This window comes from Aquimarina longa SW024 (assembly GCF_001401755.1).
Classification (GTDB): Bacteria; Bacteroidota; Bacteroidia; order Flavobacteriales; family Flavobacteriaceae; genus Aquimarina; species Aquimarina longa.
Window position 1 is genome coordinate 22,057 of the sequence record NZ_AVQK01000031.1, and the last position, 25,895, is coordinate 47,951.

Below are 25,895 nucleotides of genomic sequence, written 5' to 3' on the forward strand. Positions count from 1 at the left end.
AATTAAAGGAAAGAGATGCTAGTTTAATCATTTTATAGTTTCATTCGAGCTTTAGCTACAACACTCATATCAGTAAAATCATCTTTTAAGTATTTTAGATGTCCTACAATTGCAATCATTGCGGCGTTATCTGTTGTGTATTCGAACTTAGGAATAAATGTTTTCCAACCATATTTTTGCTCCCCTTCTTTTAATGCTTTTCTAATTCCTGAATTAGCAGAAACTCCTCCTCCAATAGCAATACTTTTAATCCCTGTTTGTAGTGATGCTTTTTTTAGCTTATCAATAAGTATATTAATAATGGTATATTGAAGAGAAGCACAGATATCGTTAAGATTTTTTTCAATAAAATTAGGATCTTCTTTTTTCATTTTCTGAACAAAATATAATACAGCTGTTTTAAGACCACTAAAACTGAAGTTTAACTCATTAACTTTTGGTTTAGGAAAAGAAAAAGCTTTAGGGTTACCGGTTTGGGCATACTTGTCAATTAGAGGGCCTCCAGGATAAGGTAAACCAAATATTTTAGCGCTTTTATCAAAAGCTTCTCCGACAGCATCGTCTATGGTTTCGCCAATAACTTCCATATCAAAATGATTGGTAACTTTTACAATCTGAGTATGTCCTCCACTAATAGTCATTGCCAGAAACGGAAATTGGGGAGTATCTAATGCATCCTCTTCAATAAAATGAGCCAAAATATGTGCTTGCATATGATTTACATCAATTAATGGAACATCTAATGCTAAAGCCAATGATTTAGCAAACGAAGTTCCTACTAATAATGATCCCATTAATCCAGGGCCTCGTGTAAAAGCTATAGCATGTATATCTTCTTTGGTAATATTAGCTTGTTTAATAGCTTGATCTATAACAGGTACGATGTTTTCTTGATGTGCTCTAGAGGCTAATTCTGGTACTACGCCACCGTATAATTCATGTATTTTTTGTGATGCAACAACATTAGATAAAACTTTCTTATTGCATAGTATAGCAGCAGAGGTATCATCACATGAAGATTCAATACCAAGAATATATATTTTTTGTTTATTCATTATGAGGAAAAAGGCATAGAAATTGTTAATATTGTGGGCAAAGTTAAAATAATAAAACGTATCAGGAAATTCAGAAAAATATTGTTGAGAATATTTCTTATTCTTTTGTCACTATTTATTTTCTTGATAGTGCTATTATCTATTCCTGCTATCCAAACATATCTAGGTAAAAAAGTTACCAATACTCTTAATAAAACTTATGGTGTTGATATTACTATTGATCAAATAGGATTAACATATGCAGGTAATATGAGTCTAAAAAAAGTATTTATCAAAGACCATCATCAGGATACATTATTATATGCAGGGAGTATCGCAACTTCTATTCTTAATATTAAAGAAATTTCAAAAGGACACCCTGAATTAGGAAGAGTTTCTATAGAAGATTTAATCTTTAATATGAAAATATATAAAGATGAGAGTAGTGATAACTTAATGACATTTGTAAGAAAGTTTGATACTAAGAAAAAAACAACATCTAAAGCTGCTTTTACATTATCCGCAGAAGATATTAGTCTACAAAGAGGAAAATATAGCTTTATTAATGAAAATTTAAGAAAACCAAAGGCTGTTGAGTATAGCGATATTACTCTTGAAGCAAAAAACTTAACGATTAATGGAGATAATGTAAATAGTACTATAGAAAAATCTTCATTTAAAGACTTTAGAGGGTTAGATATATCTAATCTAGAAACTTGTTTTGCTATAACCTCAAACAGTATGAGTTTTCAGGAGTTAATTATAGAAACTAAAGATTCTAAGATTGGAGGAGAAATATTGTTTTCATATGACGATGATGGATTAAATGATTTTGAAAATGAAGTCTATATCAATGCAAAATTTGAAGATGCTATAATTTCTACAAATGATTTAATCCCTTTTTATAACGAGTTTGGCAAAGATCAAAAACTAAAATTAAAAAATACAGCAATCACAGGAGTTCTAAATGATTTTGAAGTTATCAATACTACTATATCTGGATTAGATCGATCTATCATAAAAGGAAATATAAAGATTAAGAATGTTCTAGATGATGCTTCAAAATTTAAACTAGAAGGAGATTTTGAAAATATAACTACTAATTATTACGATTTAGTTAATTTATTACCTAATATATTAGGAGAGTCTCTACCAAGGCAATTATATCAATTTGGAAGTGTAAAAGCTACAGGTAATGCCATCATAACTACAAAAACTGTAGATGTAGATATGGATTTGTATTCTCAATTAGGAAAGATAAATGCTTTTGTCTTATTAGAGAACCTTAATGATGTAAAAAGAGCATCGTATAATGGAAATATTATTTCTAAAGGATTTAATATTGGTCAATTGTTAGGTAAGAAATCTGTAAAAAACTCAGCTTTTGATATTCATATAGATGGAAGTGGTTTTACGTTAGGAAGTCTCAATACTAAGATAGAAGGAGATATAAGTGCACTAGAATTTAATGAATATACGTATACAAATATAAAAGCTCTAGGGATTCTTAAAGAACGTGTATTTGATGGTAAATTAAAGTCTAAAGACCCTAATATACAATTTGATTTTAATGGAGTTGCCGATTTATCACAGGATGTACATAATTATAATTTTAAGGCTTACGTCGACCATATAGATTTTAATGCATTAAACCTTTTTAAGAGAGATAGTATTTCGATTTTTAAAGGAGATGTTTATATGAATATGAAAGGTACAGGGATTAATGACGCTTTTGGAACAATTTCTTTTGAAAAAACACTCTATACAAATCAAGATGCAGCATTTTATTTTGAAGATTTTGAGATCACTTCTAAATTTGATGATGATAACATACGTACAATTACTATTAATAGTCCAGATATTATAGAAGGAAATGTAAAAGGGATTTTTAGGTTTGAAAATGTATATGACTTATTTAGAAATTCTATAGGAAGTCTATACACAAATTTTGAAGCAACAGAAGTTACAGATAATGAGTTTATGGTCTTTGATTTTAATATTTATAATAAAATAGTAGATGTATTTTTTCCAGAAGTTCAATTTTCTCCTAACACAGTTATAAAAGGAAAAGTAGAAAGTAATGAATCAGAGTTTAAACTGACATTTAAATCCCCATCTATTAAAGCCTTTGATAATTTAATGCAAGATGTGGATATTCAGATAGATAATAAAAACCCATTATTTAATACCTATGTTGCTATTGATAGTATCAACTCTAAGTACTATGATTTTTCTGAATTTAGTTTAATTAATGTAACTCTAAAAGATACATTATTTATGCACTCAGAATTTAAAGGAGGAGAAAATAATAAAGACAATTTTAATCTAGAATTTTACCATACTATAAATGAAGAAAATAATTCTGTTGTTGGATTAAGGAAATCTGATTTTACATATAAAGGGTATACTTGGTATGCAAACAAAGAAAAAAATAAAGAGAATAATAAAATTATTTTTGATAATAACTTTACGAGTATAGATATACGATCCATAATACTTAGTTATATGGATGAAGAAATAAAAATTAATGGTATCACTAAAGGTAAAGGTTATAAAGATCTAAAAGCAACTTTTAATAATGTAGATCTTAATAAAATTACACCAAGAGTTGATAGTTTAGATTTTAGAGGAAGAGTAGATGGTGATTTATCAGTGCTTCAGGAAAATGGTAGTTATTTTCCTACATCTACAATTATTATTAGAGATTTAGATATTAATAAAACTCCATTAGGAGAATTAAGGCTTAATGTATCTGGTAATGAAACCCTAACCGAGTATACCGTTAATACACGCTTATTAAACTCTCAAAAACAGAAAACATTATCAGCTCTTGGTGTTATTAATGTTTCAGAAAAAAAACCATCTATAGATGTAAATGTAGCATTACATAAATTTAACATTTCTGGATTTAGTGCACTAGGAGGAGAAGTATTGACTAATATAAGAGGCTTTGTTTCTGGTGAAACAAAAATCTCAGGAAGCTATAAAAACCCTTCGATTGATGGAATATTATATTTAGATAATGCAGGGCTTACCATACCATATCTAAATATAGATCTTGATTTAGAAAATAACTCAAGAGTTACGTTAGAGGGACAACAGTTTAATTTTGATGATGTTAATATTACAGATACTAAATATAATACAGAAGGGATTTTAAAGGGTTTTATTGCTCATCGACGTTTTTCTAAATGGGAACTAGGTTTAAAAGTATTGGCTAATGAACGATTACTTGTTTTGGATACAGAAGAAGACGAAGAATCTTTGTATTATGGTACAGGATTTATAAGTGGTGAAGCAACTATAAATGGCCCAACTGACGAATTGGTGATAAATGTTAATGCAACTACAGAAAAAGGGACTACTTTTAAAATACCATTAAACGAAATAGAATCTATAGGGGATAATTCATATATTCACTTTTTAAGCCCTGATGAGAAGCGTGCCCGATTAGAAGGAAAAGAAATTATAATAAATGAAATAAAAGGGTTAGAGCTCAATTTCGAACTAGATGTCAATAATAAAGCGGAAGTAGAGGTTGTAATTGATAAAAATACAGGAAGTTCCTTAAAAGGACGTGGAGCAGGGACACTACTTATTGAAATCAATACTAATGGAAAATTTAAGATGTGGGGAGATTTTGTAGCTTATGAAGGGACTTATAATTTTAGATATGGAGCATTTATAGAAAAACTATTTACGGTTAGAGAAGGAGGAACAATCAATTGGGATGGGAATCCCACACGTGCAATTTTGGATCTTAGTGCAGTATATAAAACAGAAGCGAATCCAGCAATATTATTAGAAAACTCTACTATAAATCGTAAAATTCCTGTAGAAGTACTTGTAAACCTTCAGGGAGAGTTAATACAACCTGATGTTAAGTTTGATATAGAATTTCCAAATTTAAGTTCTGTTGTAAAAAGTGAATTAGATTATAAATTAAGTGATCAATCTAATAAAGAGTTACAGGCAATTTCATTAGTTTCGTCTGGACAGTTTTATAACGGAACATTTGATGCCAATACTCTTACAGGTGGATTGGTTGCAGAACGAGCATCTAGTCTTTTTAATGGGATTTTTTCTGACGAAGATGATAAATTTCAAGTAGGATTAAATTATGTACAAGGAATTCGTAATTTAGATAGAGAAGATGCAGATCAATTTGGAATAACTCTTTCTACCCAAATAAGTAATCGGGTTTTGATTAATGGTAGAGTAGGGGTTCCTATAGGTGGAGTTAATGAGTCAGGCGTCGTAGGAGATGTAGAAATAGAATACCTCTTTAATGAAGATGGGTCTTTAAGAGGGAAAATTTTTAACAAAGAAAATACAGTTCAGTATGTTGGTACAGGAAACCAAGGGTATAAACAAGGGATTGGACTTTCATACTCAGTAGATTTTGATAATTTTAATGAGCTCTGGACTAAAATTTTTAAAAATAAAAAGGTAAAAGATTCTATAACCAAACCAAAATCAAAAGATACTACAAAAATAGATACCCCAAATTTTATTAATTTTACAAATAATAAAAAGTAGTTTTTATTATAATTTTTTGAATAGAAAATTACATGCTAAAAGGGATTAAAACAATAGGTGTTATGACCTCTGGAGGAGATGCCCCAGGGATGAATGCTGCGATACGTGCAGTTGTAAGAACATGTGCATATTATAATGTAAAAAGTATAGGGTTTTATAGAGGTTATCAAGGGATGATTGAAGGAGATTACTGTGAGATGAATGCAAGGAGTGTCCGTAATATTATAAGCAGAGGAGGGACAATACTTAAATCAGCTCGATCTAAAGATTTTAGAACTCCAGAAGGAAGAAAAAAAGCCGCAGACCAGCTTAAAGAAATAGGGGTAGATGCTATGGTACTTATAGGAGGAGATGGTACTTTTAAAGGAGGAAAAATTTTTAGCGAAGAATTTAATATCCCTGTTATAGGTGTTCCTGGTACTATCGATAACGATATTGCAGGAACTAATTATACGATTGGTTATGATACAGCCTTAAATACAGTAGTCGATGCTATAGATAAGATAAGAGATACTGCTAGTTCTCATAATAGGCTATTTTTTATTGAAGTAATGGGGAGAGATGCAGGATTTATAGCATTAAATAGTGGTGTTGGAGCTGGAGCAGAAGAAATCTTAATTCCTGAAGAAGACTTGGGACTTGATAGATTGTTAGAATCTTTAAAACGTAGTAAACGTTCTGGGAAATCATCAAGCATTGTCGTTGTAAGTGAAGGAGATAAAATAGGTAAAAATGTATATGAATTAGCGGATTATGTTATAGATAACTTACCAGATTATGACGTGAGAGTTACTGTACTAGGTCATATGCAGAGAGGAGGGTCTCCGTCATGTTTTGATAGAACATTGGCTAGTAGGCTTTGTGTTAGAGCTGTAGAGTTACTTCTGGATGGTCATAAAAATATGATGGTTGGAATCATAAATAATAAAATTACAGCTACCAGTTTTGATAATAGTTTGATACAAGATCATGAGATAAACAGAGAGTTATTACGTATTTCGGATATTCTTTCTACTTAGAAAAGAGTAATAAAATATTGTCTTCTTAAAAGAATTACTGACTATAAAAAGAAGTTTAGGAGCTTTTATTTCCTTAATTGTTAGTGAAGGGATTTCTTTTTTTAGAACTTATGTTAATAACAAAAATTAGTCGAAAATTTTTAAACCTTCGACTAATCTCTATTTACACAGTATATGATAATTTTATAAGATGATGCTATGCTAGTTTATATAAATAGCACTTCTTTTGATTCTAAACAACAAATGTGTTTACGATCCACAACGACCATTGCTAGACCAATAACCATTAGTGCCAAGCGTATATAAATATCCATTATAAGTTACTTTATCCCCAGAAGCATAATTTTTGTTTCCAGAATATTCTGTAACTCCATTACATATATCAGTATTTGTAGGAGTATTTTTACATTCAGCAATTCGATTCCATCTTGTAAAATCTCTCTCATATAAGCTTCCTCGATAGGTTACTTTATCTCCTACAGAGTAACGTTTACCTTTTACCCATTCAGCAATACCTTTACAAGGATTTGTAGTAGGAGTACCACCATCATCAGATGGGTAAACTTTATTTGTTCCTTTAATATCCAAAGCAGAAATAGCAGCCTGTCTTCTTGGTAAAACATTACCATTAAGGTCAGTTATAGTTGGTTGTCTATTTTTACTGAATGTATAACTACCATACATCATAGTAGAATTGATATCAAAATCTTTTGTTACCAGAATGGCAGAATTACTTTTATAAAATTGATCAGCGGCGCCATCTTGTATATTTTCATATTTAATAATAACATGATTATCTCTATCAGAACGATTCTGTTCATGAATATACCCTAAGGTATGTCCAATCTCATGGATAAGTACAACAGCTGTCGTAGCACTTCCTAAACGAATAAACCCTCTTGATCCATTCATTCCTAAGGTAGCAACACCACAATTACAAGAATCACCATTACTACTAATAGTTACATAATTAGATTCATTAGTACGTTTTTTAAAACGAACATTTGTTTTACTACTCCATTCATCCATTGATTTTTGAAGCTCGTTACGAACTGATTGACTCAATCCTTCTACTACATATACAACAGTGTTATTTGTCCATTTACGAACAGTTCCTCCTAATCCAAGTTTAGCACTTATCTTAGTATTAGGAGCTTCTGTATTAGCTACAGGAATAGCTAAGTTAGTTAATTGATCTTCAAATAATCGAACATCGGTTCCTTGAAGACTATAGGTTCCGTCGTCTTGTTTTTTTACAAGAACACGTTCATTTAAAAAATACTTTTCAATAAATTGATTCTGATCGTTAACTGCTTCAGGGGTTTCTTCAAAGTTTTCATTTTTTTGACAAGAAGTAAATGATAAAACAATTGCTAAAACACCAATTCTAAGCCAATTGACTACATTTTTCGTTTTCATTAAATTTAATTTTGAGTTTGTATATAATTTACCGGTGTATGTATTTAAAACTAACTCTCAATTATATTAGTGTTTTAAAAATGTTAAAAAACAAATAAACTTATAATTAAATTGTGAAATAATTTGTTAATTTAATAATAGATTCTTAAATTAATGAATTAAAAACAGCTTTGTTTTAAGGAGAAATAGTGTAAAAAAATCCATTATAATTTATAGTCATGATCAAAATAATGGGGTACATACAAAATTAGTATAGCTAATAATAAAATAGTGATGTATCTAAATAAATTATACAGTACTTAATATTCAATTATGCTTCAACCCATTAAAAATAATCAAGTGATAAAGCAATATGACCTTGAAATAGGGAAAATTGTTTTTTATAAAAATTACTTGATTATTGAAGTAGCTGAAGGTATTTGTTTTGATTATGAAAAAGCAAAACAAATATCCCGATTAACAGACTTACATTATAAAAATCACTCTTTTGGGTATATTTCTAATAGAGTAAATTCATACTCATTAGAGCCAATAGATTATATGAGGATTAAAAATATATTTCCAAATATGATAGCTTTTGCTGCAGTTATATATAATAAATCTCAGAAAGCGAGTATACGAATAGAAAATATGTTTTATCAAGATGGTATTGCTTCATTTGAAAGCCTAGAAGAAGCGGTTAAATGGATAGTTTTACAATTAGAAAACAAATCGAAATTATTCTAAATTAATAATTGTACAAATATTTTTATCAAAACTTATTTTATTTTCTAGGAACTTATTTTTTTAAAACTTCCTTCTATTGATATGTTATCAGTCAACTATTATCTTCTGGGGTGAAAATTATGTATAACCTCTTTTAAGTGACTTCGATCTATGTGCATATAGATTTCTGTAGTTGTAATACTTTCATGTCCTAGCATTAATTGAATAGCTCTTAGATCGGCTCCATTTTCTAATAAATGAGTTGCAAAAGAATGTCTAAAAGTATGTGGACTTATTTGTTTATGAATTCCTGATTTTTCTACTAAACGTTTTACAATTGTAAAAATCATTGCTCTAGTAAGTTGCTTGCCCCTCCGATTTAAAAACAAAGTATCTTCATGCCCTTTTTTAATATCCATATGACTTCGTATTTCACTGGTATACTTATTAATATAATCGCAGGTAACCTCTCCTATGGGGACAAATCGTTGTTTATCACCTTTTCCTGTAACACTTATATACCCTTCATCAAAAAAAAGACTGGATAATCTTAATGTTATAAGCTCACTTACTCGTAGACCACATCCATAAAGAGTTTCTATAATTGCACGGTTACGTTCTCCCTCGGGTTTACTTAAATCAATTTGCGCGATAATAAGATCTATTTCTTCTACAGATAATGTATCTGGGAGTTTTCTACCTATTTTAGGAGATTCAATAAGTTCCATAGGATTAGTTTCTCGATAATCTTCGAAAACCAAATAATTAAAAAAACTCTTTAATCCAGAAATGATTCTGGATTGCGAACGAGGATTGACTAATTTTGCTGTTTCAAAAATAAATAGTTGTAATATTTCTTTTTCAATAGAAAGAGGAGTAACTATAGTGTTTTGTTCTTCTAGGAATTTTAACAACCGTTGTATATCAAGAGTATAGCTAATAATTGAATTTTCAGAAAGCCCTCTTTCGATTCTAAGGTAATGTTCGTAATCTTTTATGACATGATTCCATTTCATTACTACTAATATATATAAAAGAAAAACCATCCCAAAAAAATGATTGGAATGGTTTTAAAAGAGTAAAAATATTTTATACTTAGAATTTATATACTAAACCAAGAGTGATATCTTCAAGATCAGCATTAAGGTTAAAAGTATCTGTAGATTTTGCATTAGGAACATCTTTTGGCTTATCAGAACCATATCCTAAAGCTCCCCAGTTTGCTTCTAGAGCAAAGTTGTTGCTAATGAAATAGCTAACACCAGGTCCTACAGCGATACCAAATCCAGTAGATTTTACATCAGGAGTGGCAGTATTACCATCGTCTCTTTTTGAAGATCTGTAATCTAATCCTAGTTCAGCAAAAATAGAAAATTTACTTGCAGGAGTAAAGTAATATCTACCAAAAGCACCTATTCCAAAAGAATCGTTTTTTGCTTTATTACCACCATTTTTATTAGTTTCATTATTGAATTTTAGTTTTGCTCCAATAGCAATATTTTCTGTAGCAAAGTACGCTGCTCTTGGTGAAAAAGTAAAAGTATTTGTTTTAAACTCTCCTGTACTAGAAGAACTATACCCTACAGAACCAGAAATGAAGATATCTCCATTAGCAAATCCTGTTGTTGCTGTAGCTTCTTCTTGTGCATTTGCAAAAGTAAAGCTTACTACTGCTAAAGCAGTTAATATTAGTTTTTTCATAATAATTGTTTGTTTAAAAGGTTGTTTGTTTTAAATCGATGGCAAATTTATAGAATTCACTTGTATAAATTGTTAACTAGCTCTTAATATTTTTGATATTAAATTTTTTCTAAAAAAATCAATTCTCTTTGGGATTATTAATAATTTTAGAATCAAGCTTTTATTTAAAACTACCGGTTTCTAGCCTATAGTAGTTTGTTTTTTTACTACATCGTTATAGGAAGAAAAAGTACCCAAAAAGTATTCTTTAGTGGCTAATTTTATAAAAAATCATTCATCATGAGAAAATTATTATTAGCAGTATTTGCTACTTTTAGTTTAGTCGCTATTGCACAAGAAGAAGACATCAGATTTGGAGCTAAATTAGGGGTGAATTTTGTTGCTCTTTTAGGCAATATTAAAGCTGCAGATGCAAGAACAAATTTCCATATAGGGGCACTTGCAGAAATTCCTATTTCTGATCAATTTGTTTTCCAACCAGAATTATTATATTCTGCACAAGGAGCAAAAGAAAAAGATGGAGGCAGAGAATACAAAACAAATAGTGATTATGTCAATATTCCTTTAATACTTAAATGTTATGTAGCAGAAGGTTTTAATATTTAAGCAGGTCCACAAGAAAGAATAATGTATTTCAATTATCTGTCGGATATAAGTTCTAAGAATATTTCTTAGCTTAATTATTTAAAAGCATCTTATTAAACTGAGGTGCTTTTTTTGATTATGAGCTTTAGATTTTAAAAAATAAAACTACTTTTGAATATTAATACCATTTATACTATGAATTGGTAGAATACTAGTTATTATGATAAAGAATATTTTTTTAACTATCCTGATTATATGTATTACGATTCCTTTTTCATATGCTCAAGAAAAAGAAGACGACCCGTTATATACACGCGCAGGATTTAAAGCAGGAACGAATTATGCTACTATAGTAGGAGATACAGATGTTGATGCTAGAGTACGCATGCATTTTGGTGCTGTAATAGAATTTCCTGTAGTACCACGTGTTTTTGTACAAGCAGAGCTATTATACTCTGCACAGGGGTATAAAATTAAAGAAGAAGGAATAGAAAATAAGATTAGCTTAAATTATTTAATGCTTCCTGTTATAGCTAAGTTTAATATTATAGATAAATTTAGTTTAGAAACAGGGCCACAATTAGGAACATTGGCAAATGCTACTGAATCTGCAAAAGATACTCCTAAAGAATTCTATGATTCTTTTAGTAATTATGATTTTAGTTGGGTTTTTGGGGCAGGTTATAAATTAGAAAGCGGTCTGTTTTTTCAAGTTCGTTATAACTTAGGGTTGACCAATATTAATACTATAGAAACGTCTAATATAGATAATAAACATTCTGTAGCTCAGTTATCTGTAGGGTATTTATTTAAAACTAAAAATAATAGAAGGCGCCAGCAAGAACAGGAATAGTAATACCCATAAAAACGTATTAATAAAAAACTATACTATTCAGTTTCACTTAATTATTGAAAGATAAAATGATGAAAATTTTAATATTAAATGGTCCTAATTTAAATCTTCTTGGTAAAAGAGAGCCAGGGATATATGGAAACCAAACTTTTGACGAGTTTTTTAAAGACTTACAATTTCGTTTTAAAATGATGGAATTAGCTTATTTTCAATCTAATATTGAAGGGGAATTGATAACTAAGATTCAGGAAGCAGATGATCAGTTTGATGGAGTAATTCTTAATGCAGGGGCATATACACATACTTCTATAGGAATTGGAGATGCCATAAAAGCAATAGCAACTCCTGTGGTAGAAGTGCATATATCTAATACTTTTGGTAGAGAAGAATTTAGGCATCAATCCTATATTTCTCCTAATGCAAAAGGAGTTATTCTAGGTTTTGGTTTACAGAGCTATTCATTAGCACTACAGAGTTTTGTAACTGTTTAGAGAGGGGTATTAAGAAATAAAATTTAGAGAGATAAGATAATTTTGTACAAAAAATGCAAAATGCCTTATTCTAATTTAGAATAAGGCATTTTGTTTAAATATATTATCTATTATTATAAATGAATTACTTCGTCATAAGCATCTGCCACAGCTTCCATCACAGCTTCACTCATTGTAGGGTGAGGATGGATAGCTTTTAATACTTCATGTCCTGTAGTTTCTAATTTTCTACCTAAAACAGCTTCAGCAATCATATCAGTAACCCCTGCTCCAATCATGTGGCAACCTAACCATTCGCCATATTTAGCATCAAAAATTACTTTTACAAAACCATCTTTAGTTCCTGCTGCACTAGCTTTACCAGAGGCAGAAAAAGGAAATTTACCAATTTTTAATTCATAACCAGCTTCACGAGCCTGTTTTTCTGTCATTCCTACACTAGCAATTTCTGGTGTAGCATAGGTACATCCAGGGATGTTTCCGTAATCGATTGGTTCAACATGCATTCCTGCAATTTTTTCAACACATGTAATTCCTTCTGCAGAAGCAACATGAGCTAGAGCAGGACCTGGTACAATATCTCCTATAGCATAAATACCAGGGATATTAGTTTGGTACCAATCGTTAACAACAATTTTATCTCTATCTGTAGCGATACCTAGTTCTTCTAAACCGATATTTTCTATATTGGTTTTAATTCCTACTGCAGATAATACGATATCGGCTTCAAGAATTTCTTCTCCCTTTTTTGTTTTTACCGTTGCTTTAACTCCATCACCACTAATGTCCACACTTTCTACAGAAGAATCGGTCATAACCTTAATTCCTGACTTTTTGAAATTACGAGCAAACTGTTTAGAAACATCTTCATCTTCAAGAGGGACAAGGTGGGGTAAATATTCTACTATAGTTACTTCTGTTCCCATAGCATTATAGAAATGAGCAAACTCTACTCCAATAGCCCCTGATCCAACAACAATCATTTTTTTAGGTTGTGATTCTAAAGTCATTGCTTTTCTATACCCAATCACTTTTTTACCATCTTGTGGTAAATTAGGTAACTCTCTAGATCTTGCTCCCGTAGCAATAATAATATGTTTAGCTTCGTAGTCAGTAGTTTTTCCATCAGCATCGGTAACAGTAATTGTGTTACTAGATTTTAGTTTACCAAAACCTTCTAGAATATCAATTTTATTTTTTTTCATAAGGAATTGGACTCCTTTACTCATACCTTCTGCGACACCACGACTACGCTTTACAACTGCATCAAAATCCTTATCAAATGTATCTACCGTAAGCCCATAATCAGATGCGTGTTTAAGATAATTAAATACCTCTGCACTTTTTAATAATGCTTTTGTGGGGATACATCCCCAATTTAAACATACTCCTCCTAGTTTTTCTTTTTCCACTATTGCGGTTTTGAATCCTAATTGAGAAGCTCTAATAGCAGTTACATAGCCCCCTGGACCACTTCCTAAAACAACGATATCATATGTGCTCATAAATCTTTATTTTTTAAAGACACGAATTTAAGAATAATTCAGTTAATGAAAAAAGGATTTAAAGACTCCCTAAGAGGAAGATCATTATTAAAATCATTAAAAAAATAGCATATTATATGATTATGGTGTTAATCTTTAGTGTTTTGATGTTTTTTAGTACTAAACTACAGTATTAAATGAAATTATTTAATCTGTTTAGAAATCTAATTTAAGAGCAGATTTTACAGCATTAATATCTGATAGGTCTACTTTACTGTTTTTAGGAAAACTAGAGGGTACGATAACTACTCTAAAAACTTGATTTTGAGTAAAAGTAGTATCTAAAGCAGCAAAATTATCAGATTCTAAGATAATTTCGATGTCAAATATGTTTCTATCTGCATCAAAAATGAAATTATATCTAAATTGTGCATAACCATTATTATCAAAAAAGAAAGTTCTGGGTAATGGTTCCCATGCATCAGCTCTTTCATTTGAAGAAATTTGAGGGTCGCGAACATAAACTAATGCAACATCGGATTCAAAAACTTCTATAGTATTAGGAATAGTGACTCCAATTCTACTGATGTTGTTATCGGACGTAAAATTTATTTTGGCTACTTCAAAAGTTTTACCAATAGTATCTAAATCTATTCTATCATCATCACTAGAACAGGATGTGGATATGAATGTTGTTATACATAGTAAAATAAAAATAAATCTCATAGGTTGTAATTTTAGTGTTTCTCGTTGTTTTATTTCTCAAAGTCTATACTAATAGAATTGACGCAATACCGTTGACCGGTTGCTGTAGGTCCATCATTAAATACGTGCCCTAAATGACTGCCACAAGTAGCACATACTATTTCTGTACGTACCATACCATGTGTGGTATCTCTTATATACTCAATAGCACCTTCTATAGATTCATCAAAGCTAGGCCATCCACAACCTGAATCAAATTTGGTAGTACTTTTAAATAAAGGTGTATCACAAGCCATACAGGTATATGTACCATTTTCAGTATGGATATTATACGTTCCTGTAAAAGGTCTTTCAGTTCCTTTTTGTCTTAATACTCTATATTGTTCTTCCGTAAGCTTTTCTTTCCATTCAGCTTCGGATTTTTGTATGGGATATTTGCTCATTTTTTGTCTTTTGGTTTAAAGATAAGGGCATCACCATTAATACAATGTCTTTTTCCTGTAGTTTCTCTAGGGCCATCATTAAATACATGACCTAAGTGCCCTCCACAGGTTGTACATAATAGCTCAGATCGGGCATATCCTAATTTATGATCTACATCTTTATCAACACTTCCTTCGACAGCACGATCAAAACTAGGCCATCCTGTTCCGCTATCAAACTTATATTTACTCTCATAAAGAGGAGTATTACATGCAGCACAATAAAAAATACCAGGGGCATATAATTTGTTCAACGGACTAGAAAAAGGTCTTTCAGTTCCTGCTCGTCTCAGAATATAATATTGTTCTGAGGTTAAAATCTTTTTCCATTCTGCATCAGTTTTAGATACTTTGTAAGATTTTTTGTTTTTTTTGGTTTCTTTTTGAGCTGTACTTGTACAACTTATCGCTAGAACTCCAATGAGTACTAAAATAAAACGTCTCATAGTTTTTTTTAATTTTAAATACATAAAGTTATGCTTAAATAGTCGTTAAAGTATGCATAAAATAACTAATCAATAATTATTCCAAAATAAATTCTACAATTTTAGCAATGACTTTTTGATTCCCTAATATTTTTCTATGTCCTAATTCTTTTGTAATTAATATATTACCATTTTCTAGATTATCCACAATCTCATGAGCAGCACTATAGTGTACGTCTACATCATTAATATCGTGTATAACCAATGTAGGTATTTTAACTTCTTTTGCAGAGATGGCTCCAGAATAATTATCAAGATCTTCTCCATATTTTTTATCAAAATATGCTTTTAGGAGAGTTCCTACTTTTTCGTCTAATTGTAGGTTTTTTACAAAATTTTTAACTATTGCAGTGATGCTATTTGCTGTACCAATAATGATTAATTTTTTTATTTGTAAACCATTTTTGGTTGCTCTAAGTAATGACATTCCTCCTAGAGAGTGACCAATTGCAGTTTCAAAAGGTCCATAATTTTGTTCTAATTGATGTACGGTTTCAATGAAATGAGGCATCATACTTCTTTTTCCTGGAGCATCTCCATGTGCAGGAGCATCAAAACTGACAGTACTATATCCTTGTTTTAATAGCTCATCTGCAATTTTAGATAGCTGTGTTCCTCTGCCAGACCAACCATGAACTAAAAGGATTTTTTTTTGAGAATTACCATAATGATAGACAATAACTTTACGATTAATTTTTTTTATAAAAACTGCTTCTTTTTTACTTTTTCCATACATTCTTTTTTCTCTGTTAGGAATTTTATATCCAAAAGGAGTTAAAAAGATTCTTGCAGCAAATCTTGAGGCTAAAAAAGGAGAAATCCAGTTTACTATTTTTCCAATATATAGAATTGATTTAGGAATCAAAAGTGCTTGAACAGGGATTAGGTTTTTATCTGCATTATTCATTGGTAGTGTATCTAACTTATGGGGTTAAAATTAGAAAAAGCTAGCTTTTAGAACAGAATACATACTAATTATTTTTTTGTATAAAGGTAAGTTGAACAAATATATATGATCAATTCTTTCGTATAACCTTTTAAAGTGTTTAATTTTGTACCTTATTTTTAATAAGGGATTCATGGGATTGCGACCCTCAAATAGTAATAAAAAAGAACAAAAAGTATTATACGATTACCAACAGCGTGATATAGATAAAATATTTAGTCGGTTAAATAAGTTTCCTGTAAAATATAATCTGTTGTATCAACTTCCTACAGGAGGAGGGAAAACAGTTGTTTTTTCTGAGATTGTTAGAAGATATATTGAGTCTACTAAAAAAAAGGTGATTGTTCTTACACATAGAATTGAACTTTGTGGTCAAACTTCTAAAATGCTAACTGATTTTGGAGTAAAGAATAAAATCATAAATAGTGCTGTTAAAGAACTTGACGATCAAAATCAGTATATGTGTTTTGTAGCTATGGTCGAGACGCTTAATAATAGGCTTAATGATGATCATCTAAAGCTAGACAATATTGGAATGGTGATTATTGATGAAGCTCATTATAATTCATTTAGAAAACTTTTTAGATTTTTTAAAAATTGTTTTATTTTGGGAGTTACTGCCACACCACTTAGCTCTAATATGAAGTTACCTATGAAGGATAACTATAATGAGCTGATTGTGGGTGATACAATAAGTGTATTAATTAAAAGTGGATTTTTGGCTAAACCAGTGATTTATTCGTATGATGTAGGGTTAGGGGCTTTAAAAATTGGAATGAATGGGGATTATACCGTAAAATCTTCTGAAGATTTATACACCAATACGGTAATGCAGGATAAACTGTTACGTGCTTATGAGGAAAGATCAAAAGGCAAGAAGACACTTATTTTTAATAATGGGATCAATACGTCCATATACGTATATGAAACATTAAAAAAGGCAGGATATCCCATTCGTCATTTGGATAACACTAACAGTAAACAAGAAAGAGAAGATATTTTAGCTTGGTTTAAAACTACTGATGATGCAATACTTACATCTGTCAGTATACTTACTACAGGGTTTGATGAACCAACAGTAGAATGTATAATTCTTAATCGAGCAACAAAATCACTTACATTATATTTTCAGATGATTGGAAGGGGCTCTCGTATTTTACCTACTAAATCAGAGTTTTTGATACTTGATTTAGGAAATAATACAGCAAGGTTCGGGTTATGGAATGCTGATGTAGATTGGCAATCTATTTTTAAATCACCAGATTTTTATTATGATAGCTTGGTTGGAGATGAAGAGATAGAACGTAATTTTAAATATGTGTTACCTGAGGAATTAAGAAAAGAATTTTCAAAATCCTCAAATATAGACTTTGATATAGAGGAAGAATATGCAAAGACAAAACGTTATGGATATAGAAGCTTAACAGTTCTTGAAAACTCTATAGAACAACATGCAAAAATGTGTGTAAAAAATAGTGAAGATGTTTTTGATGCTCGAATTTTAAGTAAATTATTAGATCAAGATATAGAATATCGAGTGCGTAGATACTCATATTGTATTAGTAAGAGTACTAAAAACTATAGGGACTGGCTAGAAGAAGATTATAAACGAAAATTAAGATCTAAAATTAGCCAATTATTTATGTAGAATTGATCTCAGAGATAATGGTTGTAGATATTCTCCAAGTATTTTAAAGATTAAAGCATTTGGTACACTAAGAAATAGTGTTGATTCTGCAGTTCCTTTTCTTAAAAGATATTATTCTCGATATTTATGTTGTTTTATTGATAGAATTGTAATGTATTAATTTATGATTTAAGCCTAGTATCCATATAAGAATAAAAGCAAATGTTATTTTTTGAAGTAAAGGCAATACTTTAATAAAATGTTCACTATAATAAATGTAATTATTTAGTACCAAAAATACAATACAAACAATCCCACTAATTTTAAATAGTGTCATTTTACTCTTATAGATTTGCCGGATAATGCCAGCCACAACAAAAACAGCAAAAAAACTTGATAATATTGTCATTAAATCATGATATTTTGTAAATATTAAAATAGCAAAAATCATCGATAGCGTTCCTGAGATTCGAATTGTATTTTTCCAAAATAAACCTGTTGAAAATTTTGTGGCAAACTGTATAAAAAATATAGCTAGGCTGATACATAAAATTATCATTGCTAAAATCGAAAAAGGTCTCGCTGGGTTTGATATTTTATTTATTCCTGTTTCACTCATCAGGTTACACCAATAATTATGTACCCAATCAAACCCTATAGAATTCATATCAGCTTGTGAACCACCAGGATATAATGTAGAAGAGTAAAAATAAAGGCATATAAACACTAGTATCCCAATTGTTGGTGATATTTCGTAATATTTTCTATAATTACTCTTTTGATACAATCCTTTTTATAATATTAGGTTATTATAATTAAGGTAAAAATACTTATTTTTTTGAGTATTATAATGTAACCTTATCAGCACCAGTAATTTTTAAACTTTTCTTTTGGGTATATGCAATTATAGAAAGTTGATCTTTTTCTTTGATCCAATTAGGTATCGTAATAGATGCTGTACCAGTTTTTTCTTTTTTTACTAATCGATTAGCAACAATATTTATGTTTTTTATAGATCGATTTCGATTTTCTCCTTGGGATATAGATGTGATGCGTTCAGCAACAACTAATGCTAGTGTAATAGTATTAAAGGATTCTCCTTTTATAGTATAATCAAAAACAACTGTAAAATTTTGTCGTTTTACATTTTTTATAATGATAGAAGTTTCTGGTTTGATTTTTGAATATTTTTTTAATGCAATATTTGTTTTATAAGAATTAGACCCTATAAAATGTTCACTTCCGTTGATAACTAGTTGGGGGGTATATATTGATTTACTGCTAAACTGAGTAGCATAATTTCTTTGGTAATCACTAAAAAGGGGCGAGCTATACGGATCTTTCCATCCCAATCGATTCCAATAATCTACATGATACGAGAGTGTAATTACATTTTTAGGATTATGTTTTTGATTAATATTATCCAGTAATTTATCAGCAGAAGGGCAGCTACTACATCCTTGAGAAGTAAATAATTCTAATACGATACTTCCAGAATTATTTTCTTGAGCATTTATAAGTGCCGAAAAAATAAGTAGTAATAGTATGGTAAGCTTCTGTAAGATCTGCATAATTTTAGTACTTTTAGATTTTATTTTTTAGACGGATATGATGTTAAAACTTACTGGATGGAGCTTCTTTTTTTTCATGGCACTATCGATCCATGCACAGGATATAGCTATTTTACACTACAAGGGAGGAGGGGATTGGTATAGTAACCCTACAGCACTCCCTAACTTAATAACGTTTTGTAACCAAAATATAAATACAAAAATAAATGCTAAACCAAAAACAGTAAAACCAGAAAGTGTAGATATATTTCAATACCCTTATATTCATATGACAGGACATGGTAATGTTTTTTTTACCGATGTAGATGTAGAAAATTTAAGAAATTACCTGTTGAGTGGAGGTTTTTTACATATTGATGATAACTATGGAATGGAACCATATGTCAGAAAGGAATTAGTTAAAATTTTTCCTGATAAGGAATTAATAGAATTACCAGTTACACACCCTATTTTTTCTTCAAAATATGAATTTCCTAATGGGTTACCCAAAATTCATGAGCATGATGGGAAAAGACCTGAAGCCTTAGGGATTATTCATGAAAACAGGTTGGTATTACTTTTTACTTTTGAGAGTGATCTTGGTGATGGTTGGGAAAACCCAGAAGTACATAATGACCCCGAGGAAGTTCGTGTTAAAGCTCTTAAAATGGGAGCTAATATTATCAAATATGCTTTTGAGAATTAATGAATCAACAACTTAACCATACTACAATACGGTTTTTAAAAAAACAGTTTCCTATAATATTAATCTGTGATAGGGTTAACTCTCCTGCTAATATTGGTAGTATATTTAGAATTGCAGATAGTTTTGGGATACCTCAAATTTACTTTTGCGGAAAAGATAGTACTATAATAACCAGTAAGCGAATGATTCGAACATCTAGAGCTACTCACGAGATGATCCCTTATGATCTAATAGAGGATAGTATAACTGTAGTGCAAGAGTTAAAATCTAATGGTTATAGTATATTTGCATTAGAAATAACGGAGACTAGTATCCCTGTTTCTGAACATATTTTTAAACCCGAAGAAAAAATAGCACTTATTATTGGAGAAGAAAATTTTGGAGTAGCTGAAGAGATTTTAGCATTAGTAGACAAAAGTTTACATATTAATATGTATGGCAATAATAGTAGTATGAATGTTGCTACTGCTACAGGAATAGCTCTTTATGAGATAACAAAACAAATGGTGAGTGAATAAATGATAAAGGATTTTTAAATTATAGACTTACGGGAGTTTATTAAAAAGCGATCCATTAAAAACTTTGTAACTTTGATTGTCTGAAATACTAAAAAATGAATTCAAAAACTATCTCATATGGTATCCTAAGGTCAGTAGCTGTTATTATTGGTATTTTGGGATTACTATGGTTTCTATATAAGATACAATCTGTTCTTATTTATATTGCTTTTGCATCGGTAATTTCTTTAATGGGAAGACCTTTGGTTTTATTTCTTAAAAAAAGACTTCGATTTAATAATACAATAGCAGTAGTAGTAACACTTTTACTTACAATAGCATTGTTTTTTAGTATTTTTATGCTATTTGTCCCTATTATTAGCGAACAAGGGCAGTTGATTGGTGAAATAGATATCACTAAAGTGGGGGATGATTTAGATAGACTTAATCAAGAAGTTAGTACCTATTTTAAGGTAAAAAAATTAAATCTTGTAGAGCTTATAAAGCAAACTGATTTGATGCAGTTTTTTGATCTAAAAGCTATTCCTAATGCGATTAATGCCTTTTTAAGTGGGTTTGGGGCTGTTTTAATAGGTTTGTTTTCTATATTATTTATTTCATTTTTTTTATTGAAGGATAGCCTTCTTTTAGAGAATAGTCTATTAATTTTTGCAAAGAAAGAAGATGAAAATAAATTTATGAGAGCATTTACTAAAATTAAAGATTTACTCTCTAGATATTTTGTCGGATTATTATTACAAGTAGTAATACTGTTTGTATTATATGCTGCACTTCTATTGATATTTGGGGTTCATAATGCTATTGCAGTAGCGTTGATAGCTGCTATCTTTAATTTAATTCCCTATATAGGACCTTTATTTGGAGGGATATTCGTAATGATATTAGCTATAACTAGTAATTTAGGATATGATTTTCAAGAAATTATTTTACCAAAATTAGCATACATTCTTATAGGATATCTGATTATTCAACTGATTGATAATTTTCTCAATCAACCTCTGATTTTTGGAAATAGTGTAAAATCTCATCCATTAGAAATCTTTTTAGCGATTCTTATTTTTGGCTTATTATTTGGCATTGGCGGACTTATTATTGCAGTACCTTTTTATACGGCTATAAAAGTAATTGCTAAGGAATTTTTATCAGAGTATAAAATTGTAAAAACATTGACTAAAGATCTATAATTGAATTGTTTATTATTAAAAAAAACAGTACAAGAGTTTATTGCAGAAAAATCTAATAGTACAATAGATTTAAGTACTCTTATTCTAAAAGGAAGCCCTTTTGATGGGATTTCAGTTCAGGAATTAGCACAGCAAATTCATGGAAGACGGAAAGCAAAACAAAAACTACCTTCTTGGTACAGTAAGAACGGAGTGTGTTATCCTCCAATACTTAATTTAGAACAAACTTCATCAGAAGTAACTGCATTGTACAAAAGTAATCTTGTTTCTGGAGCTAAACTAGTTGATTTAACAGGAGGATTTGGTATTGATGATTATTTTTTTTCAAAACGAATTAAAGAGATACTACATTGTGAGTTGAATAAAGAGCTTAGTGAGCTCGCAAACCATAATTTTAAACTACTAGGTTCAACTAATATTAAAACTATTGTAGGAGATGGCTTAGAGATTCTTAAAGAGCAAACAATTGTAGATTGGATCTATGTAGATCCTTCAAGACGGCATGATAGTAAAGGGAAAGTTTTTTTTCTAGAAGATTGTTTACCTAATATTCCTCAAAATTTAGATTTTTTATTCACTAAAAGTAACAATATTCTACTAAAAACTTCACCATTATTAGATATACAAATAGGAGTTAGATCATTACAGCATGTAAAAGAAATCCATATTGTGGCTATAGAAAATGAAGTAAAAGAGTTGTTATGGGTTTTAGATAAATCTTATACAGCGCATATTACTATTACTACTGTAAATATCCAAAAAAAGAAAATACAACGATTTTCTTTTTTGCAAAACGAAGAAGCAGAACAAACTATAGATATAGGAATGCCAATGAAATATCTATATGAGCCTAATGCTTCGATTTTAAAAAGTGGAGGTTTCTTAAGTATTGCTAGTACTTTTAAATTAAAAAAATTACACATAAACTCTCATTTGTATACTTCGGATCATGAAATTGATTTTCCAGGAAGAAAATTTAAGATCGTAGCAATATATCCATATCAGAAAAAAAAATTAATGAAAATGGGTATTACTAAAGCTAATATTACGACACGTAATTTTTCAGAGAGTGTAGCCATGATACGTAAAAAACTAAAAATTAAAGATGGGGGAGATCAGTATTTGTTTTTTACAACAGATTGTAATAACAAAAAACAGGTACTTTTTTGTGAGAAAGTAGTTGATTAAATTCTTACTTATAAAACACATCTGAATATGCTATAAAATTATCTATATATTGTTTTAATTCTTTATCATTCACAGTATCAATCTTGGATAGTATAAGATTTCTATCTTCATCGATGTTTTTATAATATCCTACGATCTTTGGAGCATTAGATTGTATACTTATTCTAATCATTCTTAGTTCGATATTATCTGGTTCTGATAAAATAGCACTATCAATCATTTTTCTTCCTTTATTAAAGAAAGAAAGTTTCTTATATGGATTCCAAGAAAAAGACGCTTTTAGAGCTAAGGCAGCACCATGATATCCTTTATAGATTGCTCCTTTGTTTTGTAATGAGTTATGAGTTAATTTAAAAAACTGTAGTGCTTTTTCTCTAGAATCATTACATGTTTTATAAGACTCTCGTATATCTTTGATATGAATTGTATTATTGGTAATAGAAAGTAATACTATTACTAATATTGCTGATAATTTCATTATTGCTATAATAGTTTAATTGTATTTATCTACTATAAAACATAGACTCATTACTTATTTTACTAACGATATTTTAAGCAATAAATTACTCTTTTTACCATCATAAGCCTCCATAATCATTGTTTTATTGGGTAATATAACTGTTTTAGTTAGTTCTAGAACATCTAAGCGAGAATTTCTAATATCGCTTCCTGTAAGAATAGCTTCTTTCGTGGCTTCTCCTGTACTATCATCAATTACATATGATGTAAGATAAATAAACTCTTTCTTGCCATCAAAATATCGTGTAGGGGTTTCGTTAAATGATCTTTTAAGATTTGTAAAATCATCAATAAAAAACAAGTAATGCTTACCTCCATTCATTAAATTAAAATATGACATACTACGCTTACTAACCGTTCCAAATTGATTTTTTGGTAGCTTATGCATCCAAGCTATCGTATTATCTGTAGCTAATTTAAAAGTAAATATATCTCGATAGAAATATCTATATGTAGTTCTAGATCCAGAAGAGCTAGAGGTAGTAAATGATTCTACATAGCGCTGTTCTGCCATTAAAACAATACTACCGTCATTATTAAAAGCGACAGCATTGATTCTAAGGTTTTCTAGATCTTTTTTATCATTTTCTTTTTGTGTTCCTTCATTAATACGTTCTTCGCGTTTTAGAGCTAAGTCTTGGAGTGTTTCTATAGGGATATCACTCTTAGTAATTTGATTAACTAGACCATTATCAGATAACTCAGTAGAGAAGACACCAGAGGTTTCAGATTTATTTTCAGTATTAGCATATAAACCAGAAATCGTTACTTTTCCTAAAGGACCAGTTTCAATAACAGCATCAGTAATGGCTTTTCCTGAGATTCCGATTTTACTTTTTATAATTTCAGTATCATTTTTTGTAATTTTAAAAACTTCGGTATGATAAGTTTCTTTTAACTTATTTTTGTTCTTTGATTCTACATTAAAGATAGATGCAGTCATATAAAAATTTCCATCATTACCGATTGCAAAATCTTCATTTTGGATTCTATTAGATGGATAGGGGAGTGTTACTTTTTTCTTCCAAAGAAGATTTAAAGTATTGCTATATACTGCAATTCCTATTTTATCTTTTTTATCAGATTCTGTTTTAATACGATATAGAATCAAGAGATTTTTTTCGTCTGTAGATTTTTTAAATGCAAATTTGTTGATTCTTCCTCCAGCATCAAATCCATATGTGCTTTTAAAACCAAAATCTCTATTAACATTCTCTCTATCATTGATTAATTGAATTGGTTTTTCAATGACTATTCCAGTAAGAGATATTTTCTGAGCGTAGGCTTTATCATTAATAGAATAAAAAGCAACTGCTTTTTCCCCTAGTTTTATAACTGTTTCAAAATTTCCTTTATCATCGACTACTTGTCTCTTTTTTACATCTTCTTTAAGGTTATCTAGAGAATATCTCTGTATAGTCATCGAGTTTCTTCCTTTTTTAATAGAAGCAAGTCGATTACCAATAGCAACATGGTATGTATTGAGACTTTTTATTCGTTTATATTTTTCACCTATTTTAAAAGAGAAATCTTCAAGCAAAATTGGTTTTTGAGCAAAAGTATAGCTAGAGATTAGCAAAACAATAACTAAAAAATAATTCTTATTTACGGTTATATTATTTTTATAAATTTTCATAAAGCGTATAATAGGGTCAATAATATACAAATATATAAAAGTAGTATTTAAGGCTTCTATTACAGGTTCAGTAAAAAAATATTTCAATTTTTATTTTTTGAAAAAGACTGGTTTTTAAGTTTTTAAAAAAGAGTTTAAATAAAATTTAAAATAATGCTAAAAAAATGTTGCATTGTAGAGTGATAAAGCATACATTTGCATCCGCATTTGAAATAATAATGTACGTTCATAATAAAATTTATTAGGAGAGGTGCCAGAGTGGTAATGGAGCAGATTGCTAATCTGTCGACGCGCAAGTGTCGCCAGGGTTCGAATCCCTGTCTCTCCGCATTTTTTTTATATTTCGGGGTGTAGCGTAGCCCGGTTATCGCGCCGCGTTTGGGACGCGGAGGTCGCAGGTTCGAATCCTGCCACCCCGACTAATTTAAAGCTCTCGTTATCAACAGATAACGGGAGCTTTTCTAGTTTAAGGGGGGCAGTGGTGTCAGTAACGGTGTCAGTAAAAGACACATTAATAGA

The 25,895-nt window shown here is 30.0% G+C and carries 24 protein-coding genes and 2 tRNA genes; 13 read left to right on the plus strand and 13 right to left on the minus strand.

The genetic code is table 11. The features are described 5' to 3' along the window. Positions 1-32 precede the first annotated feature (32 nt). Positions 33-1,055, minus strand: coding sequence for a tRNA (adenosine(37)-N6)-threonylcarbamoyltransferase complex transferase subunit TsaD (gene tsaD, locus N456_RS07690; protein ID WP_062055603.1), 1,023 nt, complete (start codon positions 1,053-1,055; stop codon positions 33-35). 129 nt (positions 1,056-1,184) lie between these two features. Between tsaD and N456_RS07695 the strand changes: the two genes are divergently transcribed. Further along, the gene (locus tag N456_RS07695) at positions 1,185-5,573 is read left to right on the plus strand and encodes a translocation/assembly module TamB domain-containing protein (protein ID WP_240315505.1); all 4,389 of its coding nucleotides are present in this window, start codon (positions 1,185-1,187) and stop codon (positions 5,571-5,573) included. A 32-nt stretch (positions 5,574-5,605) separates the two neighbouring features. After that, positions 5,606-6,592 carry a 6-phosphofructokinase gene (gene pfkA / locus N456_RS07700; RefSeq protein WP_062055605.1) on the plus strand — a complete coding sequence of 329 codons (987 nt, stop codon included), beginning with the start codon at positions 5,606-5,608 and terminating at the stop codon, positions 6,590-6,592. Positions 6,593-6,841: 249 nt separating this feature from the next. Here pfkA and N456_RS07705 read toward each other — a convergent pair whose 3' ends face one another. Beyond that, complete coding sequence (locus tag N456_RS07705; protein ID WP_062055607.1) at positions 6,842-8,011, minus strand: M12 family metallopeptidase; 1,170 nt, start codon at positions 8,009-8,011, stop codon at positions 6,842-6,844. Between the two features lie 312 nt (positions 8,012-8,323). On the opposite strand from N456_RS07705, the gene N456_RS07710 reads away from it, so the two are divergent. Continuing rightward, positions 8,324-8,737, plus strand: coding sequence for a hypothetical protein (locus N456_RS07710; protein ID WP_062055610.1), 414 nt, complete (start codon positions 8,324-8,326; stop codon positions 8,735-8,737). Between the two features lie 98 nt (positions 8,738-8,835). Here the strand turns inward: N456_RS07710 and xerD are convergent, their stop codons facing one another. Both xerD and N456_RS07720 read right to left on the minus strand, forming a co-directional pair. Continuing rightward, positions 8,836-9,732, minus strand: coding sequence for a site-specific tyrosine recombinase XerD (gene xerD / locus N456_RS07715; protein ID WP_062055612.1), 897 nt, complete (start codon positions 9,730-9,732; stop codon positions 8,836-8,838). Between the two features lie 79 nt (positions 9,733-9,811). Beyond that, positions 9,812-10,417: an outer membrane protein gene (locus tag N456_RS07720; protein ID WP_062055614.1), complete on the minus strand. Its 606-nt coding sequence runs from the start codon at positions 10,415-10,417 to the stop codon at positions 9,812-9,814. Between the two features lie 279 nt (positions 10,418-10,696). Between N456_RS07720 and N456_RS07725 the strand changes: the two genes are divergently transcribed. From N456_RS07725 to aroQ, 3 genes are all read left to right on the plus strand, one after another. Continuing rightward, complete coding sequence (locus tag N456_RS07725; RefSeq protein ID WP_062055616.1) at positions 10,697-11,023, plus strand: outer membrane beta-barrel protein; 327 nt, start codon at positions 10,697-10,699, stop codon at positions 11,021-11,023. Positions 11,024-11,222: 199 nt separating this feature from the next. Further along, positions 11,223-11,855, plus strand: coding sequence for a porin family protein (locus tag N456_RS07730; RefSeq protein ID WP_062055618.1), 633 nt, complete (start codon positions 11,223-11,225; stop codon positions 11,853-11,855). A 71-nt stretch (positions 11,856-11,926) separates the two neighbouring features. Further along, the gene (gene aroQ, locus N456_RS07735) at positions 11,927-12,346 is read left to right on the plus strand and encodes a type II 3-dehydroquinate dehydratase (protein ID WP_062055620.1); all 420 of its coding nucleotides are present in this window, start codon (positions 11,927-11,929) and stop codon (positions 12,344-12,346) included. Between the two features lie 113 nt (positions 12,347-12,459). Here the strand turns inward: aroQ and lpdA are convergent, their stop codons facing one another. From lpdA to N456_RS07760, 5 genes are all read right to left on the minus strand, one after another. Beyond that, entirely contained in the window at positions 12,460-13,851 is a 1,392-nt protein-coding gene (gene lpdA / locus N456_RS07740) for a dihydrolipoyl dehydrogenase (protein ID WP_062055624.1), read from the minus strand. 195 nt (positions 13,852-14,046) lie between these two features. Further along, positions 14,047-14,556, minus strand: coding sequence for a hypothetical protein (locus N456_RS07745; RefSeq protein WP_062055626.1), 510 nt, complete (start codon positions 14,554-14,556; stop codon positions 14,047-14,049). Positions 14,557-14,585: 29 nt separating this feature from the next. Next, a complete protein-coding gene (msrB, locus tag N456_RS07750; protein ID WP_062055628.1) occupies positions 14,586-14,978 on the minus strand; it encodes a peptide-methionine (R)-S-oxide reductase MsrB in 393 nt (130 codons plus the stop codon). Further along, positions 14,975-15,463, minus strand: coding sequence for a peptide-methionine (R)-S-oxide reductase MsrB (gene msrB, locus N456_RS07755; protein WP_062055686.1), 489 nt, complete (start codon positions 15,461-15,463; stop codon positions 14,975-14,977). Before msrB (N456_RS07755) ends, msrB (N456_RS07750) begins: the two co-directional genes overlap by 4 nt. Positions 15,464-15,539: 76 nt before the next feature. Beyond that, positions 15,540-16,409: an alpha/beta hydrolase gene (locus N456_RS07760; RefSeq protein WP_062055630.1), complete on the minus strand. Its 870-nt coding sequence runs from the start codon at positions 16,407-16,409 to the stop codon at positions 15,540-15,542. A 172-nt stretch (positions 16,410-16,581) separates the two neighbouring features. Between N456_RS07760 and N456_RS07765 the strand changes: the two genes are divergently transcribed. Further along, complete coding sequence (locus N456_RS07765; RefSeq protein WP_062055632.1) at positions 16,582-18,096, plus strand: DEAD/DEAH box helicase; 1,515 nt, start codon at positions 16,582-16,584, stop codon at positions 18,094-18,096. A gap of 124 nt (positions 18,097-18,220) precedes the next feature. Here N456_RS07765 and N456_RS07770 read toward each other — a convergent pair whose 3' ends face one another. Further along, entirely contained in the window at positions 18,221-18,694 is a 474-nt protein-coding gene (locus N456_RS07770) for a hypothetical protein (protein WP_240315504.1), read from the minus strand. A 226-nt stretch (positions 18,695-18,920) separates the two neighbouring features. Further along, on the minus strand, positions 18,921-19,646 hold the full coding sequence (locus N456_RS07775) for a DUF1223 domain-containing protein (protein ID WP_062055634.1): 726 nt from the start codon (positions 19,644-19,646) through the stop codon (positions 18,921-18,923). 40 nt (positions 19,647-19,686) lie between these two features. Here N456_RS07775 and N456_RS07780 point away from each other — a divergent pair, with 40 nt between their 5' ends. The 4 genes from N456_RS07780 to N456_RS07795 all read left to right on the plus strand — a co-directional run bounded on the left by N456_RS07780 (position 19,687) and on the right by N456_RS07795 (position 23,221). Then, complete coding sequence (locus N456_RS07780; protein WP_062055636.1) at positions 19,687-20,331, plus strand: DUF4159 domain-containing protein; 645 nt, start codon at positions 19,687-19,689, stop codon at positions 20,329-20,331. Continuing rightward, a complete protein-coding gene (locus tag N456_RS07785; protein ID WP_062055638.1) occupies positions 20,331-20,849 on the plus strand; it encodes a TrmH family RNA methyltransferase in 519 nt (172 codons plus the stop codon). Before N456_RS07780 ends, N456_RS07785 begins: the two co-directional genes overlap by 1 nt. A 95-nt stretch (positions 20,850-20,944) precedes the next feature. After that, complete coding sequence (locus N456_RS07790; protein WP_062055641.1) at positions 20,945-22,033, plus strand: AI-2E family transporter; 1,089 nt, start codon at positions 20,945-20,947, stop codon at positions 22,031-22,033. Next, positions 22,034-23,221 carry a THUMP-like domain-containing protein gene (locus N456_RS07795; protein WP_062055642.1) on the plus strand — a complete coding sequence of 396 codons (1,188 nt, stop codon included), beginning with the start codon at positions 22,034-22,036 and terminating at the stop codon, positions 23,219-23,221. A gap of 4 nt (positions 23,222-23,225) precedes the next feature. Here the strand turns inward: N456_RS07795 and N456_RS07800 are convergent, their stop codons facing one another. Together N456_RS07800 and N456_RS07805 are read right to left on the minus strand one after the other, a co-directional pair. Continuing rightward, the gene (locus tag N456_RS07800) at positions 23,226-23,699 is read right to left on the minus strand and encodes a hypothetical protein (protein WP_062055644.1); all 474 of its coding nucleotides are present in this window, start codon (positions 23,697-23,699) and stop codon (positions 23,226-23,228) included. 54 nt (positions 23,700-23,753) lie between these two features. Beyond that, positions 23,754-25,463, minus strand: a complete 1,710-nt coding sequence (locus N456_RS07805; protein WP_062055646.1) for a hypothetical protein — start codon at positions 25,461-25,463, stop codon at positions 23,754-23,756. A 157-nt stretch (positions 25,464-25,620) separates the two neighbouring features. Between N456_RS07805 and N456_RS07810 the strand changes: the two genes are divergently transcribed. Then, positions 25,621-25,704: transfer RNA gene (locus N456_RS07810), tRNA-Ser, on the plus strand. A 16-nt stretch (positions 25,705-25,720) separates the two neighbouring features. After that, a tRNA-Pro gene (locus N456_RS07815) sits at positions 25,721-25,795 on the plus strand. Positions 25,796-25,895: the final 100 nt, after the last annotated feature.

Bases quoted from the DNA above. Each gene is read 5' to 3' on its own strand.
- N456_RS07765 (WP_062055632.1), top strand. From the start codon at position 16,582: ATGGGATTGCGACCCTCAAATAGTAATAAAAAAGAACAAAAAGTATTA.
- N456_RS07790 (WP_062055641.1), top strand. From the start codon at position 20,945: ATGAATTCAAAAACTATCTCATATGGTATCCTAAGGTCAGTAGCTGTT.
- N456_RS07780 (WP_062055636.1), top strand. From the start codon at position 19,687: ATGTTAAAACTTACTGGATGGAGCTTCTTTTTTTTCATGGCACTATCG.
- N456_RS07760 (WP_062055630.1), bottom strand. From the start codon at position 16,409: ATGAATAATGCAGATAAAAACCTAATCCCTGTTCAAGCACTTTTGATT.
- tsaD (WP_062055603.1), bottom strand. From the start codon at position 1,055: ATGAATAAACAAAAAATATATATTCTTGGTATTGAATCTTCATGTGAT.
- N456_RS07710 (WP_062055610.1), top strand. From the start codon at position 8,324: ATGCTTCAACCCATTAAAAATAATCAAGTGATAAAGCAATATGACCTT.
- N456_RS07800 (WP_062055644.1), bottom strand. From the start codon at position 23,699: ATGAAATTATCAGCAATATTAGTAATAGTATTACTTTCTATTACCAAT.
- N456_RS07720 (WP_062055614.1), bottom strand. From the start codon at position 10,417: ATGAAAAAACTAATATTAACTGCTTTAGCAGTAGTAAGCTTTACTTTT.
- aroQ (WP_062055620.1), top strand. From the start codon at position 11,927: ATGAAAATTTTAATATTAAATGGTCCTAATTTAAATCTTCTTGGTAAA.
- N456_RS07725 (WP_062055616.1), top strand. From the start codon at position 10,697: ATGAGAAAATTATTATTAGCAGTATTTGCTACTTTTAGTTTAGTCGCT.
- N456_RS07785 (WP_062055638.1), top strand. From the start codon at position 20,331: ATGAATCAACAACTTAACCATACTACAATACGGTTTTTAAAAAAACAG.
- msrB (WP_062055628.1), bottom strand. From the start codon at position 14,978: ATGAGCAAATATCCCATACAAAAATCCGAAGCTGAATGGAAAGAAAAG.
- N456_RS07770 (WP_240315504.1), bottom strand. From the start codon at position 18,694: ATGAGTGAAACAGGAATAAATAAAATATCAAACCCAGCGAGACCTTTT.
- N456_RS07730 (WP_062055618.1), top strand. From the start codon at position 11,223: ATGATAAAGAATATTTTTTTAACTATCCTGATTATATGTATTACGATT.
- xerD (WP_062055612.1), bottom strand. From the start codon at position 9,732: ATGAAATGGAATCATGTCATAAAAGATTACGAACATTACCTTAGAATC.
- pfkA (WP_062055605.1), top strand. From the start codon at position 5,606: ATGCTAAAAGGGATTAAAACAATAGGTGTTATGACCTCTGGAGGAGAT.
- N456_RS07705 (WP_062055607.1), bottom strand. From the start codon at position 8,011: ATGAAAACGAAAAATGTAGTCAATTGGCTTAGAATTGGTGTTTTAGCA.
- lpdA (WP_062055624.1), bottom strand. From the start codon at position 13,851: ATGAGCACATATGATATCGTTGTTTTAGGAAGTGGTCCAGGGGGCTAT.
- msrB (WP_062055686.1), bottom strand. From the start codon at position 15,463: ATGAGACGTTTTATTTTAGTACTCATTGGAGTTCTAGCGATAAGTTGT.
- N456_RS07745 (WP_062055626.1), bottom strand. From the start codon at position 14,556: ATGAGATTTATTTTTATTTTACTATGTATAACAACATTCATATCCACA.
- N456_RS07775 (WP_062055634.1), bottom strand. From the start codon at position 19,646: ATGCAGATCTTACAGAAGCTTACCATACTATTACTACTTATTTTTTCG.